Here is a 17,901-nt window from a genome sequence, read left to right on the forward strand (position 1 = left end):
ATGCAACAGGTAGCTTTAGATCAACTTCTTGATATCGCAATACTATCCCAAAATGATGCTGAGTCAGTGATGGAAGTACAGGTTCTGGAGGATAGTCCTGTTTTCAAGGGACATTTTCCCGGAAACCCAATTTTGCCTGGGGTGATTATGGTGGAGGCGGTCAGGTCGTCACTACAAAGACTCTTTGGGAAAGAATTTCATCTTAGGACAGCGCTAAGCATCAAATTTCTGTCAATTCTGAATCCATCTAAAAATGCAGTTGTGCATTTGGGAATAAAGCACTCAGAAGTAGAAGATGGGCTGAAAATAGAAGCAAACCTATTTTCTGAAGATACGGTTTTCTTTAAAATGAAAGGTGTTTACACGCAGGTTTGATGGAAAAGAAAGTTTGCATCATCATCCCTACTTATAACAATGAAGCCACGCTCAGTGAAGTAATATCCGGAGTCTTGTCAATTTGTCCTGACTTATTGGTGGTAAATGATGGCTCTACAGATAGTACAGAATCAATTCTGCAGGCTTTTCCTGAATTGGATTTCATTAGCTATGAAATTAATCAGGGTAAGGGATATGCACTGAGAAAAGGATTTGAACATGCTTTCGGACTGGGGTTTGATTATGCCATTACCTTGGACTCGGACGGCCAGCATGAGCCTGAAAATATCCAAGATCTTCTGGATCAGATTCAGTTCTTGGAAAGGGAAACTGTTCTGATGGGCTCTCGCAATATGACCCAAGCAGGTATTCCTAAGAAAAGCAGTTTCGGCAATAACTTCAGTAATTTTTGGTTTTGGGTGGATACAGGAATTAAGCTTTCTGATACGCAGACTGGGTTTAGGGCTTATCCATTAGCTGCGGTTATGGATAAGAGATGGTTTACCAAGAAGTTTGAGTTTGAGATAGAGGCAATTGTCCGACTGGCATGGGATGGGATTCCAATCAAGGAAGTGCCTATCCATGTCAGTTACCCAGAAGATAGGGTCAGCCATTTTCGCCCGTTTACCGATTTCAGTAGAATTTCCGTGTTGAATACGGTGCTGTTTGCATTGGCCTTGGTTTATTATGCACCCAAGCGTCTATTGTTCACAAAAGGGGACAGTAATATATTTAAACAGATTAGGAGAGAGTTTCAGAGACATCAAGACGACCCTATCCATATGGCAGGTTCGGTGGGGTTGGGATTGTTTTTTGGAGTGTTTCCGATTTGGGGATTTCAGATGATTGTGGCATTTTTTGTAGCAAGCCTGCTGAAACTCAATCGGGTCATTGTCCTTACTTTTTCGAATATTAGTCTGCCTCCTTTGATTCCTGTGATTATATTGTCGAGCTACTTTTTTGGAAGCTTCTTTGTAAAAGAGAAAGTGCTGATTCCTGATTTTTCTGAAATAACCTTAGAGACAATTTATCTTCAGCTTTATCAGTATTTGGTCGGGGCTGTGATTTTATCTTTTGTCTTGGGTGTTCTGGGATTTGGGGTTGCGTATCTTTTGATGAAAATCAGGGGAAAGTGAACTGTATGGCGGGCGGATCGTTGGATCTATGCTTTTGATAACATAAAACCAAAAAACACTTGAGAGATCAAGTGCTTTTTGGTGCTTATTGAACTTTGAAGACTTAACTTCCACACATTTCACATCCTTCAGGATCGTCGAGAGAACATGCAATGGCATCTTGTTTTTGGGATTTTACCTCTACTATTTCTTGCTGGGCTTTTTCAACTTTAGGTTCAAATCCTGTTTTATCCAACGTGAATTTAATAGCTGCTGTGGCTGCTTGAGATCTCAAGTAATACATACCTGTCTTCAACCCTTTTTTCCAAGCGTAGAAATGCATGGAAGTCAATTTACCGAAGTTTGGATCTTGCATGAAGACATTCATACTTTGAGACTGACAGATGTATGCGCCTCTGTCAGCGGACATATCAATGATGATTTTCTGTGAAATCTCCCACACGGTTTTGTAAATGTCTTTGATATGCTGAGGTATTCCAGGCACATTCTGTACAGAACCGTTGGTTGAGATCAATCTGTTTCTCATGGTGTCATCCCAGAGACCAAGCGCAATCAAGTCCTTCATCAAGTGCTTATTCACAATAATGAACTCACCCGACAGTGTTCTTCTGGTGTAGATATTGGAAGTGTAAGGTTCAAAGCACTCATTATTGCCCAGAATCTGAGAAGTAGAAGCAGTAGGCATGGGAGCCATCAACAGCGAGTTTCTCATTCCGTATTTCTTGATCTTTTCTTTTACCCCGGTCCAGTCCCATCTTCCGGACTTTGGTGTCACACCCCAAAGATCAAACTGTAACTCTCCTTTGGATGCCGGAGAACCTTCGTAGGTTTCGTAGGTGCCTTGAACTTTGGCAAGTTCCATGGAAGTCTCTACGGCTGCAAAGTACATTGTTTCGAAGATGTCTTCATTTAGGCCTTTGGCTTCCGGAGAATCAAAAGGCATACGTAGCAGAATAAATGCATCCGCCAGTCCCTGGATTCCGAGACCGATCGGACGGTGGCGGAAATTTGATCTTTTCGCCTCTTCCACAGGATAGTAGTTTACGTCAATCACCTTGTTCAGGTTTTTGGTGGCTACTTTAGTGATTTCATATAGTTTTTGATGATCAAAGAACAGTTTTCCATCCGGCCCTTGGGTTACAAATTTTGGAAGTGCGATAGAAGCCAAGTTACAAACCGCTACTTCATCAGGTGCTGTGTATTCTATAATCTCGGTACACAGATTGGATGATTTGATGGTTCCAAGGTTCTTCTGGTTTGATTTACCGTTTGCTGCATCTTTGTAAAGCATGTATGGTGTACCTGTCTCAATTTGGGATTCCAGTACTTCAAACCAAAGTTCTTGTGCTTTGATAGTCTCACGTGCTTTGCCTTCTCTTTCGTACTTTTCATAGAGTCTTTCGAATTCTTCTCCATGACACTCAGAAAGCCCCGGAGCCTCATGCGGACAGAATAGTGACCATTCCAAATTTTGCTCCACACGCTTCATGAATAAATCCGGAATCCAGAGTGCATAGAACAAATCTCTCGCCCTCATCTCTTCTTTTCCGTGATTTCTTTTAAGTTCCAAGAAATCTTTGATGTCTGCGTGCCAAGGCTCAAGATAGATCGCAAAGCTTCCTTTTCTTTTTCCTCCACCCTGATCGACGTAGCGGGCTGTCATGTCAAAGTTTCTAAGCATCGGTACGATCCCATTGGACACCCCGTTTGTACCTTTGATATAGGAACCTTTGGCTCTTACATGGTGAATAGAAAGACCTATGCCCCCGGCAGACTGGGAGATCTTGGCGCATTGTTTCAAGGTATCGTAGATTCCGTCAATACTATCATCCTTCATGGTAAGCAAGAAGCAGGAGGAAAGCTGGGGTTTTGGCGTGCCGGCATTGAAGAGTGTAGGAGTAGCATGCGTAAACCACTTTTCGGAAAGAAGATTGTACGTTTCAATCACTGATTCCATGTCCTCCTTGTGGATCCCAACAGCCACTCTCATCAGCATATGCTGGGGACGTTCTACTACTTTTCCATTCAACCGGATCAAGTAACTTCTCTCCAAAGTCTTGAATCCGAAATAATCATATCCAAAATCCCTTTTGTAATCAATTGCCGCATCTAGTTTGGCTGCGTTGTTTTTGATGATGCCATAGACTTCCGGATCCAGCAAAGCTGCATTTTCGTCGGTCTTTGGATTTACGTGAGTATATAGTCTTTTCATGGTGTTTGAAAAAGACTGACTAGTAGTCTTGTGAAGATTGGAGATAGCGATTCTCGCAGCCAATATTGCGTAATCCGGATGCTTCACCGTCAGAGAGGCGCAGACTTCTGCGGCCAAGTTATCCAGTTCTGTAGTGGAAACACCATCATATAAGCCATCAATCACCTTTTTGGCAACATCAATTGGCTGAATGAATTTTTGGTCTAACTCATAGCAGAGGTTTTCAATTCTGGTTGTGATTTTGTCGAATCGTACTGATTCTCGCCTTCCGTCTCTTTTTAATACTAGCATTTCTTTGGGATTTTTAGGTTGATGGAATAGATTGGGTTAATTAGAAGTCCTCACCAATGGAGAATCTTGGTGAATCATCAGAGCCCTCGTTAGATTTCATGACTCCCGCTTTTTGGTAGTCCCCAACTCTTTTCTCGAAAAAATTGGTTTTCCCCTGAAGTGAGATCATATCCATAAAATCAAAAGGGTTTGTGCTGTTCCATATTTTTTCACATTCTAATTCGTCAAGCAGTCTATCTGCTACGAATTCAATGTACTGACACATTAGTTCAGCGTTCATTCCGATGAGCCGTACAGGCAATGCATCGGTTACAAATTCTTTTTCAATCTCTACAGCATCCCGAATGATTTCCCGGACCGTTTCTTTCGGCAGTTGATTGTTCAGGTGCTTTGTATACAGATGGCAAGCAAAGTCACAGTGTAAACCTTCATCACGGGAGATTAATTCATTGGAGAAGGTAAGTCCCGGCATCAAGCCCCTTTTCTTGAGCCAGAAAATAGAGCAAAACGAACCTGAGAAAAAGATTCCTTCTACCGCGGCAAAAGCGATGAGACGCTCTTGGAAGTTACCGTTGTCAATCCACCTAAGTGCCCAGTCTGCCTTTTTCTTTACACAGTCAATGTGCTCTATGGCGTGTAGTAGCTTGTCACGCTCTACAGCATCTTTGATGTAAGTATCGATAAGGAGGCTGTACGTTTCTGAGTGGATGTTTTCCATGGCGATCTGAAAGCCATAGAAGAATTTAGCTTCTGTATATTGAACTTCAGAGACGAAGTGCTCAGCCAAGTTTTCATTTACTATTCCGTCACTGGCTGCAAAAAATGCCAGAACGTGGGATATAAAATGGCGCTCTCCGTCATTTAATGCTTTCCAATCCACCATATCTTGGCCTAAATCAATTTCTTCAGCAGTCCAAAAGCTTGCCTCGGCTTTCTTATAATACTGCCAAATGTCATTGTGCTGTATGGGGAATAAAACAAAGCGGTTCTTGTTCTCTTCTAATATTGGTTCGTTCTGCATTGCTACTTAGTTGTTTTAATCGTAATGAATTTGCTCTTATTTAAATAGATGATTTTGAGAGCCGGGGGATAGGAAAGTCTGCCTTTTTAAAACAGCCTTTGAACAAATATGTAAATCAAAATCGGGAAATAAAACCTGTGAAGGAATAGTTTAATGTATGTATTGACCTATGTTCAATAACTGTATATTGGTCAATTATTCAGTGGGTTAAATCTACTTCAGTATAGCTTTAAATTAATTGAATGGGCTATTTCTAGGGGTTTGAAATATTTTGAAATAATTTCAAAAAAGATTTTCAACCAAAATTCAAGACAGGAATTGAACTATAGTCAAGTATTTGGTATAAATAATTTTGCTTTTCAAGATTTTGACGGTCAATGTGTTGAATGAAAATCTGCTGAAAGATTTTAAATCATTTCTGAATAAAATTGTCTTTTTAAGGGGATTTAATTAAGGCGATTTGTCCTCCAAAAGACGATTTGCAAAGGTTTACTTTTAATCCCAAATAATATTTCAGAAGCCTGTTTTTTTGTTTTGTATAACTTCCTTATATTTGCACTCCGATTTCAAAAGAATCAAGAATTATGTACGCAATTGTAAACATCGCAGGTAAGCAGTTCAAAGTAACACAAGATCAGTTCGTCTATGCTCCAAAGCTAGACTTAGAAACTGGCGCTTCCGTGGAATTCGACCAGGTACTATTGGCAGAAGCTGATGGATCTGTGTCTGTAGGCGCTCCCCTTTTGGCAGGAGCGAAGGTATCCGGGAAGGTCCTGGATCATGTAAAAGGTGATAAAGTCATCGTCTTCAAGAAGAAGCGCCGTAAGGGCTACAAGAAGAAGAACGGTCACAGACAAGACTTCACCAAAGTATTGATAGAAAGTATTTCAATCTAAGTTTTCTCTTCTGAAAACATAAAAGAATAAAACCATGGCACATAAGAAAGGCGTCGGTAGTTCCAAAAACGGTAGAGATTCACATTCCAAGAGATTGGGTGTGAAGAAATTTGGTGGCGAAGCAGTAATCGCCGGAAATATTATTGTAAGACAAAGAGGCACTAAGCATCATCCGGGTCTGAATGTAGGACTTGGTAAAGATCATACCTTGTTTGCTACCTCCAACGGTGTGGTTACCTTCAAAAAGAAATATGACGGTAAATCATACGTAAGTGTATTACCTGCTGAAGCTTAATATAAGTTTTCAGTAAAACTTAAAAAAAGAGAGGTTCGGAAGATACCTCTCTTTTTTTATTTTATATGTGTATCCTCTTAACTGCACGTATGTGCTTTGAATTAATGCTTATTAGGCAATACCCGTCCTCCCGGAGGGCAAAAGCCTGTCCGGACGACTGCCATGGAGGGATTTTTCCAGGTAAGAACCAGACACAATTCTAGTAAGTGCATAATCCCTGCCGTACCCATGTTTTTTTAAGTATGGTCACCCTGACTCTATCGTATTTCTTTTTATTTGGGAATAGGTATCATTGCTGCAAGGGCGCTTATCATAAAATCATCTTCAAACTTGTTCACTTCGTATTTCTCAAGCCTACACTTATCCGCATTGATGAAAAACTTTTTACAATCAAGCTTGTGTTGTAAGTGGATAGCGTAATATTCCTGCGATCCGGGCCTACCCCGGCATTTCTTCAGGATCAGTCATATAGACGTTTCCATTGGATTGGATGACTGTGGTTGCAGCTTCATCTATCAGGCAGTATGCCCCGTTATACCCGTTATAGAAATATAGGGATGAGCGGATTTTTTCGAAAGATCCACGAACTTTTTGCGATCAAAAATTTTCATGGTTTTTAGGTTGTAATTTATTTCTCCATCTAAATAAGGATGGTATGCTATTTTCCTACAAACAGGAAGCCATGCTATAAATACAAACTAAATTTTGCTATTATGAATTACACGGAAAACTACAGAGGAATCAAAATTGATGTTCAGGCACCCCATATGGAAGTGGACGAAACAGTTCAGGCAGAATTAAGATCGTGCATAGACAAGCTTACACGATTTGCCAATGATATCAATGAAGTGAACCTATATATCAATAAAGAGGGGCAAGGAGGAGCCGCGGTCTCTAAATTGGGAATGCGTGTGGCGATTCCAGGTCCGGATGTATACGCAGACGAGGATGGGGATAATTGGATAGGGATGCTGAAATCCGTTACGGATAAAAATATCAGGCAGCTCCAAAAATTGAAATAATATAAGTGAAAGTTAAAAAAGAACTACCGTCAAAAGGGACGGTAGTTCTTGATTTCTTGAATAAAATCTACCCCACTTTGTGGAAAAATAACTAGGATAACGGCAATGCCGAATAAGGCCCCGTAAAAATGGGCATCATGATTTATTCCGTCTGAGTCTGTTCGGGCTTTCACCGCAGAATAAATCAGAAATAGAATACCTAATACAAATCCCGGTAAGCAAAGAATCCCAAATAGGCAGATATTTGAAAGTGGTAGGATAATGATACTGGCAAACACCGTTGCTGCAGTTCCGCCTGAAGCCCCCAATGCTCTGTAGTAACTGTTATCCTTATTTTTGAGATATGTTGGTATGTCGGCAATGACAATTGCCAGAAGATAGAATAGGACATATACCGTGCCGCCTATCATTGCGCCAAATTTATAGGCTAGAACTTGCTCTACCGCACCTCCAAAGAAGTAGAAAGTGAACATGTTGAAAAGTAGATGGATATAGTCTTTGTGAATAAAGCCTGAGGTGACAAAACGATCCCACTGGGCATTCCGCTTGATTTTAAAAGGAATAAACATGCAACGGTCCATAAACGCTGCATTATTGATCCCGTAAAAACTGCTAATGGAAGTAATGATAATCAGGACAACTGTTATTGATAAGTTCATTTATTTTTCTCTGTGTATTAAGTCCTGAGTTATTTTCTTGAGTTCGTGGAAATAGTCTTTATTTTTGTAATGGATCGCTTCGTATTGTGCAAATCCTGCTTCGAAATAGGAATTCATTTTGGCTTCTGTAAATGCCTTAATCCCCAGTTTTTCGTAAATCTTGTGAACAGCCTTTACTTTTTCTTCTTTGTCAAATTCAGTCAGCGATAGCCAATAGTTTAATGCTTCGGCATCCTCACCCTTCGCCAGTTCCATCGCTTTTATCAGTAGAAAGGTCTTTTTGTTGGAAATGATATCCCCACCAACCTGTTTTCCGAATTTTTCCTGATCTGCAAATACATCGAGCAAGTCATCCTTCAACTGAAAACCCACTCCGATATTCACGCCGAAATCATACAATTTCTGCGCATCACTCTTCTCCGCTCCGGCTAATAAAGCACCAAGTTGTAAGGAAAATCCCAGGAGTACTGCTGTCTTCAAACGGATCATGTTCAGGTACTCTTCTTCGTGTACAGACTCCAAAGATTCAAAATTCATGTCGAACTGTTGCCCTTCACAGACCTCCGATGCTGTTTTGTTGAACAATCGAATGACTTCTCCCAGTTTGTCTGACGCAGTGGGTAAGAGCAAATCATACGCTTTTACCAGCATTACGTCTCCAGAAAGTATAGCGACATTGTTATTCCACTTCATGTGGACAGCCTTTTTCCCCCGGCGTAGGGGAGCATTGTCCATAATATCGTCATGCATCAGCGTGAAGTTGTGAAAAACTTCGATAGCTGCTGCCTGGCTTAGGATTGACTCGGGATTAGGCTTATAGATTCCATAGGCTAATAAACTAAGCAATGGACGGATTCTCTTTCCGTCCAGACCTAATATATAAGTAATGGGTTCATAAAGTTCTCGTGGCGACTTTCCTATTCCCGCATCTACCGGAAACTCATTCCGGATGTAATCTTCCAGCTTACCTAACAGCGCGTGTGCGTGGCTTTTTTCTGTCATTATCTGCAAATTCCAAATCAATTGTTCTACGGTCAATGTCGGTATTAACTACCCGGACCTTCACTTTGTCGCCCAAAGTGATCATTTTTTTTGTCTTCGAACCCACTAAGCGCATGTTTTTTTGGTCGAAGTCGTAGTAGTCGTCATCCATATCTTGGACACGGATCATGCCTTCACACTTAGTTTCTGTAATCTCCACAAAGACTCCCCATTCTGTGACCCCTGCTACAATACCCTCATAATCTTTGTCTTCTGCAAGAGACATGAATTCCACTTGCTTGTACTTGATCGAAGCTCTTTCCGCATCCGCAGCACGTTTTTCACGCTCCGAGGAGTGAACACATTTTTGTTCCCAGTCTTCTGCGTCAGGAGATTTTCCTCCATCAAGATAAAGCTCCAGTAATCTGTGAACCATCATGTCGGGATAGCGGCGGATAGGGGAGGTGAAGTGAGCGTAATGGGCAAAAGCAAGTCCAAAGTGCCCCTTTGGCTCGGTGGTGTATTTGGCTTTTGCCATGCTGCGAATTGCAAGCTGCTCAAGCACATTCTGCTCAGGTTTACCCTGTATGTCTTCCATTAACTTATTCAGTGCAGTGGAAATATTTTTCTCATTTTCTATGTCAAAAGGATGACCAAACCGTTTTGCAAATCCGGAGAATGTATCTAAGCGATCCATATCCGGCGAGTCGTGTGTACGATACACAAAGGTATCTTTTCCTTTGTTCTTATTGAAAATAAACTCCGCCACGTATTTGTTCGCCAAAAGCATAAACTCTTCGATGAGCTTATGAATATCTTTTCGCTCCTTGATCATCAAGCCAAGCGGTGTGCCTTTTTCGTCTAGCTTGAATTTCACTTCTACAGTTTCAAAGTTAACCGCGCCATGCTTGAATCTTCGTTGGCGGATTTTTTTTGCCATCACATTTAGCAATGTCAGTTCTTCATAGAAATCCCCTGATTGATTGTCTATGTTTTCCTGTGCTTCTTCGTAGGCGTATCTTCTGTCAGAGTGGATTACGGTTCTACCGATCCAGTGTTTCTTTACATTAGCCTCATCATCCACTTCGAAAACGCAGGCAAAAGTCAGTTTGTCTTCATGTGGGCGAAGTGAGCAAAGCCCGTTACTCAAGCGCTCCGGGAGCATAGGGATCGTGCGATCTACCAAATAAACGGAGGTGGCTCGGTTGTAAGCCTCTTTTTCTAAAGCGGTTTTTGGCTGTACGTAGTGAGTAACATCAGCGATATGTACTCCGATTTCGTGATTGCCATTTTCTAATTTCCTATAGGAAATGGCATCGTCAAAATCTTTTGCATCTGCCGGATCAATGGTGAATGTCAATACATCTCTGAAATCCTTTCTCTTTTTGATCTCCTTTGCAGTGATCTTTTCCGAAATAGCTTCTGCTTCTTTCTCCGGCTCTTCCGGGTACTCAAATGGTAAACCGAATTCCGCCATGATAGAGTGAATCTCTACTTCATGTTCTCCGGCTTTACCCAATACACGGGTCACTTCTCCTGTTGGGTTTTTGTCTCCCTCTCTCCATTCGGTAAGTTTGACTACTACTTTTTCCCCATGCACTGCGCCATTGAGTCCGCCACGGTGCACGAAGATGTCCTTGTGCATTTTCTTAAAGTCAGGTACTACAAATGCAAAGCGTGGTGATATTTCTACACGACCCACGAATTCATCGCGGTTTCGTTCCACTACTTCTAATACTTTCCCTTCTACACGTCCGGTTTTACCTTTGAGCGGATAGACCATTACGCGGACTTTATCTCCATCAAGCGCTTGCTTGAGATCTGCTTCTTTTATCATGATATCCCCATCAACTTTTTCTGGGTCTAGGGGAACGATGAACGCAAACCGTGGATTTACAAAATCTACGATGCCTTCTATGAACTCAGGATCTTGGGTTGATGAATAATAATTCCTTGGATTACGGGATACTGAACCGGCTTCTACCAGTTTGCTAAGCACAGGTTCTACACCTCCTTTGGTAAGCGCATCCCGAATTTCGAGTTTCTTGATAATTTGTTTGGAGTTGAATTCTTCGCCGTAGTGTGCATCCAAAAATTGGAGGATACGACGGGCCAGGCTGGCAGCGTCTGTTTGTTTTCCTCCTCTAGTTTTGCTTGTTTGTTTTCTGTCTGATTTTCTTCCCATGATTTGGGTTGTTGATTAATGTTAAGGTAAAAAGATTTATGTCCCTGCGCCCATTAATCTTTGTGATCTTTTTTTGTTTCTTCTGAATGGATAATTTCAATTTCTAAGTCATCCGACTGCGGATGCATAGCCATATATACCCGAGCTGTGACTTCCACATCTCTCAGGCAATATTTTTTGATTTTTTCCACGTCTTTTTCCACATGAAAAGTAGTATTGACCTGACTTCCGTCAAGATCATCTTTTGAAGATGGAATTCCAAAAACTGAAGCTAAAAGCTCCAAGCGGGTGTAATGTTTGTAGTCTCCAAACTTCCAAAGCTCCATCGTGTCGAGATGGCGGACTTCCCAAGGTTTTTTCCCTGAGATCTGTAAAGGCTCCGGCAAAGCGACTCCCTGAATGAGCATTCTACGACAGAGGTAAGGAAAATCAAATTCTTTACCATTATGGGCGCAAAGAATCCATTTTTTCTTCTCTAACAACCCCTTGAATTCCAAAAGAAGTTCCCGTTCATCTTCATTCGCATAACATTTCGATCTGAAGGTCAGTTTTTTGTCTTTCTTTTTCCACTGAAAGTAACCTACTCCCACACAGACTACCTGACCAAACTCGGCATGAATTCCAGCCCGGTCAAAATATAATGAACCGGGTTTCTGATTGTTTTCAGGACTTTGGATCAATCGTTCTTTCTTTATCCATTCTTCTTGAATCCGCTCGGGCAGTTCTTCATATTTCTCAGTCAATGAAGCCGTCTCAATATCCAGAAACAGGATGTCGTTCAGTTGATCAAAAAAGTCTGCCATAAGCTTTCTTTATGCGTGTAGAACTCCTTCAAGGCCTAGCTCTGGGATCATTTTGATAAATCCCGAATCAAAACTGCCTGAAGTAAAGATAAACTTTTTATCAAAAATCTGATCCATTATATAATAACTCACCCAAAACTCATTGGTTAAGGCAAAAACTGAAGGATCAATCGGTTCGACTTTGGCTACAGACTGCTCTGCCAGTTCATCGATCATGTGGCGGAGGGTAGATGTTTTTTTTACCTCTCCGTTTATTTCCCCGTATCCTTTGGAAGTGATCATCACATTTTTCAACTCGATCAAATTCAAGTTGATAATATATACCGACCACGCTGTCCCCGTGGCAGTTTCATGCTTCGCAATAGCGAGTTTTACTCCGGTCACCGGTTGGAATTCTATGTCCTTCTTCATTATGCTTCTATGCTCTCCATTTCAAATAATTCAATCAAATGCCGTTTTACGTTCACTTTGACTTCTTGCATATCCACAGCTCTACCAAGTTCGAGATTTAGGGAAGTGACACCTTTGTCATCTATGCCGCAAGGGACGATATGTCGGAAATAGTTGATATCCGTATTGACGTTGAAAGCAAATCCGTGCATGGTCACCCATCGGCTGGATTTCACGCCCATTGCACAGATTTTTCTGGGATTGGTTTGCTTTATATGATCAATCCATACACCTGTAAGACCATCAATCCTTCCTGCTTCAATACCATAATCGGCTAAAGTCAGAATGATTGCTTCTTCAAGAAATCTGAGGTACTTGTGAATGTCCGTGAAGAAATTGTCAAGATCCAAGATCGGATAGCCAACAAGCTGTCCAGGACCATGATATGTTATATCGCCACCGCGATTAATTTTATAGTATTGAGCGTGGTGGGTTTTCAGTCCGTTTTCATCCAAAAGTAAATTTTCTTCCCTGCCACTTTTGCCCAGAGTATATACATGAGGATGCTCTACGAAGAGAATGAAGTTGTCACTTGGAGACTGGTCTTCTGCTGTTAAAGTGCGGTTTTTGATTTTCAAAGCGACCGTAGCTGCAAATAATTCTTCCTGATAATCCCAAGCCTGTTGATAATCAAGCTGTCCGAGATCTCGGAATTCTACTTTTTTATTGATAATTTCATTCATCGGATAGTCCCGAAAGATTTACTTTTCAACTGAACTTCCAACGGGTTCGTTCATTGATTTTTCAAAATTAAACAAATATCCAAGATGGCAGAACACAATGATTCCGGAAAACTTGCAGAGAAGCTGGCTGCTGATTTTTTAATAGGAAAAGGGTATGAACTTGTCGAAACAAACTATCGACATAGGCATGCCGAGATTGATTTAATTCTGAAACACCGGGGATTGTTAATTTTTGTTGAAGTTAAGTTTAGATCCGGTACCGGCTTTGGTTTTGCAGAAGAGTTTGTGGATTCTACCAAACGAAAACTTCTTATCAAAGCTGCGGATCATTACATTTTTGAAAAAGACTGGCATAATGATATCCGCTTTGATATCATTGGCGTTTATAAGGATCGAACTGGAAATATTAATTTCAAGCATTTTGAGGATGCATTTTACTAAACAATCACCCACGTTTTAATTTTAGAAAAAACATGAAAAAAGTAACAGTAACTTTCTTTTTTGCCTTATTGGCAATTGTCGCTTTTGCGCAAGACACGAAGAAAGATCAAAGAATAGTAGAAGACAGTGAAGAGGCCAAAGCGGCGTTTCTGAAAGACGATCCAAGTATGGAGAGTTTTTTCGACTCTTCATATGGCTACATTATCTTACCGAACGTGGGCAAAGGTGGACTGGGAATAGGTGGAGCCTCAGGTAACGGAGTGGCTTACCAAGGAGGGGGCAAAGTAGGCTACGCTAGAATGACTCAGGTCACTATTGGTTTTCAGGCTGGTGGACAGGCTTATTCTGAGGTTGTGTTCTTTGAAAACAAAGAAGCATTTGATCGCTTCAAGAACAGCAAGGTGGAAATGTCCGCTCAGGTATCAGCTGTAGCTGCCGCTTCCGGGGCTTCATTGAATGCAAAGTATGTGGAGGGAGTAGCTGTATTTACACGCACCAAAGGCGGATTGATGTATGAAGCTTCAGTAGGCGGCCAACAGTTTAAGTTCAGAGAAAACTAAGAATTAATTGTCTCTTCGATAGACCAGATTTCCGTCCTTATCCCATTCAGCACGGATGTAAGGGCGGAAATTTTTTGTATAAGCTGTTTCTTGATATTGGATTTCTCTTTTTCGGATGGCTTTGGTGTTGTTTGTGTCCCAATACTCTGTCCAAAGGCCTACTTTTTCTCCATACTGATATTCACCGGTCACAGCCACCTGTTTGTCTTCATAGAAGTAAAAGTAGTTTCCTTCCTCCAGCCCATACTGTACAGGGATGATCTCTTGGATTGTCTTGGTAGATTGATTGAAGTATCGGGTGCGTGATTCTTTAGGCCAGCCTGCTTCAAAGTGATTTTTATCCTGAAGTACATTTTTCGAATCAAAGAGCATCCATGTCTTATGCTTGGTGCCATAGTAAAACATACCGCTCTCTACCACTACATCGTTGATCACCCGTTCATAGGGGCCATGAAGTAAGTAGCCTTTTCCTGTCTCATAGTCCTTTGTTTTGATGTTTCTATTTTGAGAATCAAACCAATAGATGTCACGGATATATGGGTCTGGCTTGTGCGTAGCGTCAGTATAATTGAAATACTCAAAGATCTGTTGGTCTCGAATTTGCTGTCGGGTGTAGCCCTTTCGGGTTTTGATCCCAAACCATTCATTTTTTCGCGCTTTCTTTTTCTTCTCTTTTTTTTCTTCCTTTTCCTTTGAGTCATCAAAAAGCAGCAAAGGCATAGTGGTAGGAAGTAGTCTGGAATTGACCACACCGCTGGAATCAGGATCCGATTTGGGTTCTTGTTGGGCAAAAGAAACCCTAGGAAGAAATAAGAGGAATATAAAACTGATATAATATCTATTCATCGATAAGAAAAACGCAATATACTTCGGTGTATTTTATCCAAAAATAACATTTCGAGATCAAAAGCAGCCGATTGTTTAGATTTTATAATCTTCTCTCTATTTTTGTGGAATTTGTAAAAAAATCTTTCAAACAATGAATTCTATTTTATCAGACCGGATAATCAATATGGAGGAATCAGCCACTCTTGCCATGGCAAAAAAAGCAAGAGAGCTGAAATCTCAAGGAATTGACATCATCAGCCTTAGTTTGGGCGAGCCTGACTTCAAGACTCCCAAGCATATCCAAGAGGCTGCAAAAGATGCAATCGACGAAGGAAAGTACTTTTCATACCCTCCAGTTGCGGGTTATCAGGATCTGAGAGAAGCTATCGCCAAAAAGCTTCGTGAGGAAAATGAAATCTCTGAAGCTAAAGCTGAAAACATCGTGGTTTCTACAGGTGCTAAGCATTCCATCGCCAATGTATTCATGTGCATGATCAATGAAGGGGATGAGGTAGTGATCTTCTCTCCTTACTGGGTGAGCTATGCTGAGATCATTAAATTGGCCGGTGGGGTTCCTGTATTGATCGAAGGCACCTTGGAGAATAATTTCAAAGCTACCGCGGCTCAATTGGAAGCTGCCATCACCTCAAAAACAAAAGGAGTTATTTATTCATCTCCTTGTAATCCTACAGGATCAGTATTCAGCAAAGAAGAGCTGGAAGCAATTGCTGATGTGGTGAAAAAGCATGAAAACATCATGGTGATCGCTGATGAGATCTATGAGAAAATCAATTTTGCTGGAAGAAATTACAGCATTGCTTCTTTTCCGGGAATGTTTGAAAGAACAATCACGGTAAACGGTTTTTCTAAAGGATATGCGATGACTGGCTGGAGAGTTGGTTATATCTGTGCACCGGTATGGATGGCTAAAGCTGTAGAGAAAATCCAAGGCCAGTTTACTTCAGGAGGAACGGGTATTGCCCAAAGAGCTGCTTTGGCAGGTATTTCCGGAGATCAAACCCCAACTACCGAAATGGCAAATGCTTACCTGAGGAGAAGAGGGTTGGTGCTTGACTTGCTTCGTGATATTCCCGGAATCAAAACCCACGTGCCTGAAGGGGCATTTTACTTCTTTCCAGACGTTACAGCTTTCTTTGGTAAAGGTGCTAAAGGCCATGCTGTCAAAGATGCGGATGACCTTTGTCTGTACCTATTGGCTGAAGCTCACGTGTCTCTAGTGACCGGAGCTGCTTTTGGAGCACCGGATTGTATCAGGCTTTCTTATGCCGCTTCTGATGAAGAACTGGTGGATGCACTAGGCAGAATGAAAAAAGCTCTCGGTGAACTAGCTTAATAAATCAATACTTGACCCCGGCAAATGCCGGGGTTATTTTTTGCCTAACCGGAAAGGCTTATTTTTGGAAAAAATTACCCTATGGCTGAAGTAATCGTAATCACACCTGTTAAAAATTCCCTTGAGACCACCTTAGATACAGCTAGAGCAATATCCGCTTCGTCAGTAAGGGTGAATCATATAATATTTAACGACTTCAGTACTGAAGAAACCAAGGCAGGACTTGAGCAAAGCCAAACTGAAATCGGCTACGGGCTTGTTCATCTGGAACAGCATACGGATCATCCTTCGCCTAATTACAAGCTCGTGCTACAAATGGCTCAGAAGAAGGCAAAGGAGGAGAGACTGCCACTTTTGGTTATTGAATCCGATGTGGTTGTAAAGCCGGAAACTATTAAGGACTTGCTGGAATTTCAAAAAAACACCATAAAATCCGGCTTAGTCGGTTCGGTGACTGTAGATGAAAATGGCATGGTGAATTTCCCTTACCTGAAATTCAAAGGAGTGAAAGAGCCAGTGATTGATACATCAAGGAGTTTGAGTTTTTGCTGCACACTTTTTTCTACTGCATTTTTAGAAGCCTATGACTTTATGGGATTGGATGAAGCCAAAGATTGGTACGATACTTTTATCTCCAAGAAGTCAGTCGAACTCGGCTTTAAAAATCATGTGCTGATGAATGCTCCTGTCTGGCACAGACCTCATGCAAGCAGACCATGGAAGCAACTCAAATATAGCAATCCGCTAAAATATTATTTCCTGAAATTTTGGAAAGGGATGGATAAAATCTGATCAGAATTTACCAAGGAATTTCATCAAGGTATTGTAAGGCTTGGACCAGGTTCGTTGAAACCGCAATGGACCGTTTAGTTCCCGTTCGAAAAAGTCCTTATGTTTGGCGTTTAGAAAAGCTATACGTTTTCTTTTTAGCTCACTCGATCCGGTTCTTTTCCGCATACTTCCTGATTTTGTCAGCCGGTATTTGAAGCCCACGTAAGGGAGTTGAACTACTTCCCCGCCATTTTTAAGCAAATTGATCCAGAACTCCCAATCTGCTCGTCCCATAGTCATCTTATCGTCAAATCCACCGACAGCCAAGCAATCGGCTTTTCTGAAAATCCCACTCACAAAAATCATATTGTCCCTTGCCAAACTCTTTAAACTGAAAGGCTTTAAATCCCAGTTTTGTTCTGATTTCTCATCAAACTTCACAGCTTTACAATAAACTACTTTTACTTCGGGTCTATTTTCTAAGATTTCTATTGCATCAGGTATATAGGAAGGATAGATCAGGTCGTCTGCATCAAGGGGGAGTATGTATTTGCCATTGCAGAATTCTATACCTGTATTTCTGGCTATAGTGACACCTGAGTTTAGCTGATTTAACAAATAGATATTCCTGTGTTTCTCTGTTAATTCTTCGGCAATTTCCTGGCTGCTATCAGTAGATCCATCGTTTATGATGATAATTTCAAGCTCTGGATAATTAGTTTGCAGAGCAGATTCAACCGTTTCGCTAAGATAATTTGCCTGATTGTAGCAAGGAATGATTATGGAAATGAGGGGTTTCAATGACTTTTTTTGGATGTATGAACTTCGTCGCAAGTTATTTAATAGAGTGTGAGTTTTCTAATATAAAGAATGTTGCAGGAATCCAATAAAGGGTAAGGGATTGTTTGGGATAGGTGTAAAAATTCAAATAATAGCTT

General features: G+C 41.1%; 19 protein-coding genes. 9 read left to right on the forward strand and 10 right to left on the reverse strand.

Annotation, left to right across the window (positions count from 1 at the left end):
• Together ID165_RS25560 and ID165_RS25565 are read left to right on the forward strand one after the other, a co-directional pair.
• Entirely contained in the window at positions 1-375 is a 375-nt protein-coding gene (locus ID165_RS25560) for a hypothetical protein (RefSeq protein WP_192348207.1), read from the forward strand.
• Positions 375-1,511, forward strand: coding sequence for a DUF2062 domain-containing protein (locus ID165_RS25565; RefSeq protein WP_192348208.1), 1,137 nt, complete (start codon positions 375-377; stop codon positions 1,509-1,511). Before ID165_RS25560 ends, ID165_RS25565 begins: the two co-directional genes overlap by 1 nt.
• A gap of 103 nt (positions 1,512-1,614) precedes the next feature.
• Here ID165_RS25565 and ID165_RS25570 read toward each other — a convergent pair whose 3' ends face one another.
• Together ID165_RS25570 and ID165_RS25575 are read right to left on the reverse strand one after the other, a co-directional pair.
• Positions 1,615-4,014, reverse strand: coding sequence for a ribonucleoside-diphosphate reductase subunit alpha (locus ID165_RS25570; RefSeq protein WP_192348209.1), 2,400 nt, complete (start codon positions 4,012-4,014; stop codon positions 1,615-1,617).
• 40 nt (positions 4,015-4,054) lie between these two features.
• Entirely contained in the window at positions 4,055-5,035 is a 981-nt protein-coding gene (locus tag ID165_RS25575; protein WP_192348210.1) for a ribonucleotide-diphosphate reductase subunit beta, read from the reverse strand.
• Between the two features lie 584 nt (positions 5,036-5,619).
• Here ID165_RS25575 and rplU point away from each other — a divergent pair.
• From rplU to ID165_RS25590, 3 genes are all read left to right on the forward strand, one after another.
• Positions 5,620-5,931 carry a 50S ribosomal protein L21 gene (rplU, locus tag ID165_RS25580; protein ID WP_057939980.1) on the forward strand — a complete coding sequence of 104 codons (312 nt, stop codon included), beginning with the start codon at positions 5,620-5,622 and terminating at the stop codon, positions 5,929-5,931.
• 34 nt (positions 5,932-5,965) lie between these two features.
• Positions 5,966-6,226 (forward strand): 50S ribosomal protein L27, encoded by a 261-nt coding sequence (gene rpmA, locus ID165_RS25585; RefSeq protein WP_192348211.1) that lies wholly within the window; start codon positions 5,966-5,968, stop codon positions 6,224-6,226.
• 713 nt (positions 6,227-6,939) lie between these two features.
• Positions 6,940-7,248, forward strand: a complete 309-nt coding sequence (locus ID165_RS25590; RefSeq protein ID WP_192348212.1) for an HPF/RaiA family ribosome-associated protein — start codon at positions 6,940-6,942, stop codon at positions 7,246-7,248.
• 29 nt (positions 7,249-7,277) lie between these two features.
• Here the strand turns inward: ID165_RS25590 and ID165_RS25595 are convergent, their stop codons facing one another.
• The 6 genes from ID165_RS25595 to lipB are packed head-to-tail and all read right to left on the reverse strand — an operon-like array spanning position 7,278 to position 13,009.
• Positions 7,278-7,907 carry a rhomboid family intramembrane serine protease gene (locus ID165_RS25595; protein WP_192348213.1) on the reverse strand — a complete coding sequence of 210 codons (630 nt, stop codon included), beginning with the start codon at positions 7,905-7,907 and terminating at the stop codon, positions 7,278-7,280.
• Positions 7,908-8,909 (reverse strand): polyprenyl synthetase family protein, encoded by a 1,002-nt coding sequence (locus tag ID165_RS25600; RefSeq protein ID WP_192348214.1) that lies wholly within the window; start codon positions 8,907-8,909, stop codon positions 7,908-7,910.
• Positions 8,872-11,073 (reverse strand): ribonuclease R, encoded by a 2,202-nt coding sequence (rnr, locus tag ID165_RS25605; RefSeq protein ID WP_192348215.1) that lies wholly within the window; start codon positions 11,071-11,073, stop codon positions 8,872-8,874. Before rnr ends, ID165_RS25600 begins: the two co-directional genes overlap by 38 nt.
• 53 nt (positions 11,074-11,126) lie before the next feature.
• Positions 11,127-11,876 carry a 3'-5' exonuclease gene (locus tag ID165_RS25610; RefSeq protein ID WP_192348216.1) on the reverse strand — a complete coding sequence of 250 codons (750 nt, stop codon included), beginning with the start codon at positions 11,874-11,876 and terminating at the stop codon, positions 11,127-11,129.
• A 9-nt stretch (positions 11,877-11,885) separates the two neighbouring features.
• The gene (locus ID165_RS25615; RefSeq protein ID WP_192348217.1) at positions 11,886-12,287 is read right to left on the reverse strand and encodes a hypothetical protein; all 402 of its coding nucleotides are present in this window, start codon (positions 12,285-12,287) and stop codon (positions 11,886-11,888) included.
• Positions 12,287-13,009, reverse strand: a complete 723-nt coding sequence (gene lipB, locus ID165_RS25620) for a lipoyl(octanoyl) transferase LipB (RefSeq protein WP_192348218.1) — start codon at positions 13,007-13,009, stop codon at positions 12,287-12,289. The genes ID165_RS25615 and lipB overlap by 1 nt, the downstream gene beginning before the upstream one ends.
• Before the next feature lie 84 nt (positions 13,010-13,093).
• On the opposite strand from lipB, the gene ID165_RS25625 reads away from it, so the two are divergent.
• Together ID165_RS25625 and ID165_RS25630 are read left to right on the forward strand one after the other, a co-directional pair.
• The gene (locus ID165_RS25625) at positions 13,094-13,450 is read left to right on the forward strand and encodes a YraN family protein (RefSeq protein WP_192348219.1); all 357 of its coding nucleotides are present in this window, start codon (positions 13,094-13,096) and stop codon (positions 13,448-13,450) included.
• Between the two features lie 32 nt (positions 13,451-13,482).
• Positions 13,483-14,010 carry a YSC84-related protein gene (locus ID165_RS25630; RefSeq protein WP_192348220.1) on the forward strand — a complete coding sequence of 176 codons (528 nt, stop codon included), beginning with the start codon at positions 13,483-13,485 and terminating at the stop codon, positions 14,008-14,010.
• Between the two features lie 3 nt (positions 14,011-14,013).
• Here ID165_RS25630 and ID165_RS25635 read toward each other — a convergent pair whose 3' ends face one another.
• A complete protein-coding gene (locus tag ID165_RS25635) occupies positions 14,014-14,856 on the reverse strand; it encodes a hypothetical protein (protein ID WP_192348221.1) in 843 nt (280 codons plus the stop codon).
• A gap of 133 nt (positions 14,857-14,989) precedes the next feature.
• Here ID165_RS25635 and ID165_RS25640 point away from each other — a divergent pair, with 133 nt between their 5' ends.
• Both ID165_RS25640 and ID165_RS25645 read left to right on the forward strand, forming a co-directional pair.
• Positions 14,990-16,192 carry a pyridoxal phosphate-dependent aminotransferase gene (locus ID165_RS25640; protein ID WP_192348222.1) on the forward strand — a complete coding sequence of 401 codons (1,203 nt, stop codon included), beginning with the start codon at positions 14,990-14,992 and terminating at the stop codon, positions 16,190-16,192.
• An 81-nt stretch (positions 16,193-16,273) separates the two neighbouring features.
• Positions 16,274-16,984, forward strand: coding sequence for a glycosyltransferase family 2 protein (locus ID165_RS25645; RefSeq protein WP_192348223.1), 711 nt, complete (start codon positions 16,274-16,276; stop codon positions 16,982-16,984).
• Here the strand turns inward: ID165_RS25645 and ID165_RS25650 are convergent, their stop codons facing one another.
• Positions 16,985-17,764 (reverse strand): glycosyltransferase family A protein, encoded by a 780-nt coding sequence (locus ID165_RS25650; RefSeq protein WP_225586897.1) that lies wholly within the window; start codon positions 17,762-17,764, stop codon positions 16,985-16,987. It abuts the gene before it with no gap.
• Positions 17,765-17,901 lie beyond the last annotated feature (137 nt).

This window comes from Algoriphagus sp. Y33, assembly GCF_014838715.1.
Taxonomy (GTDB): domain Bacteria; phylum Bacteroidota; class Bacteroidia; order Cytophagales; family Cyclobacteriaceae; genus Algoriphagus.